This window comes from Polynucleobacter sp. 35-46-11 (genome assembly GCF_002281105.1).
The window spans coordinates 1-1180 of record NZ_NCFJ01000673.1 but is presented as its reverse complement, the minus strand read 5'-3'; the positions used below and the strand labels follow the sequence as shown (position 1 = coordinate 1180).

The 1180-nt window shown below is 44.9% G+C and carries 1 protein-coding gene and 1 pseudogene; both read right to left on the bottom strand.

From position 1 onward, the window contains the following. Positions 1–698 (bottom strand): MgtC/SapB family protein (locus B7Y67_RS18665; protein WP_293599913.1); only part of this gene is annotated, 698 nt, incomplete at its 3' end. Between the two features lie 4 nt (positions 699–702). Further along, positions 703–1180: pseudogene (locus B7Y67_RS18660) on the bottom strand (alkaline phosphatase); the annotation flags it as partial.

Here is a 1180-nt window from a genome sequence, read left to right as displayed (position 1 = left end):
CTCCAGAAAGCCTGATTGACGTAGTCAAGGCTAGACAACTCTGCAATTAAATGATCCATGCGATCACCATCCACTGAGGTCGCAGTAAGCACCACCTGAATTTCAACTTCATCTCTACCAAACTGCTTAACTTCGATATCTTGAGTTTGATAACCAGCCGTCTCAAGAGTGGCAATAAATTGTTTTAATACTTTCTTTTGAGAGTGCTTTGCAGTAATAATGTAGACCGAATTAGTAACCTCAACAAATTGCGTATCGAGTGGTTGGCGGTTAATCATGCTAACGATTGGGCGCAACAAAGTGTTGGCAGCCAACACAAAAAAGGTTGCAAGAATAGCCTCCAGGATAAGATCGCCACCAGCTAATGCACCAACAGCCCCAGATCCCCAAAGAGTAGCAGCGGTATTGATACCACGAACATTCCCCTCCTCTCGCATAATTACGCCAGCACCTAAAAATCCAATGCCTGAAACGACGTAGGCCATGACATGTACAGCCCCCTCATGACCCAGTATGCGATTGGCAGCATCGACAAAGATGGCAGCACCCAGTGCTACCAAGACATTCGTTCTCAGGCCAGCGGTTCGCTGCCTAAACTGTCTTTCAAGTCCAATTAAGCCGCCTAAGAAAAAAGCAGTAGTAAAACTAACGGCTGTATCGGCCAGCGAGAGAAGATTAATATTATTGAGGGATTCCATCCCCTCATTTTACCGATCTTACGCTGCCAGAACCAATCCCTAAGGAGTCGACCATCACTTTAAATACTTCAGTATTGTCCATAAAGCCTCGAAAATTCTCAGCGCCTGGCCCCATAGCATTGAGTACTGCATCATCTGCAGTATGAACACCTACTGCCTGATTTGATGGAAGGTTTCCAGGCATATGAATAGCATCTTCATGCAGCTGAATATACTTTGGATTAGCAACATACTTACCATCACCATCTTTTACAGCAGGCTTGAATGTACCATCGAGCTTAGGATGAAGAGTTTCATAATGGTCAGGGTAGTTACCATAGAAAAACGCCAATCGTTTGCTGACATCAATCTCACTAGGGTAACCTTCAATATTCGCCTTTGGATAATTTGGGTATCCTGCAGCCGCATACACCCCTACCTTTTCTCTTAGGGGCCCGGGTTTTGCATCATCTATGACCCCGCTAATAGATCCACTATGAGTA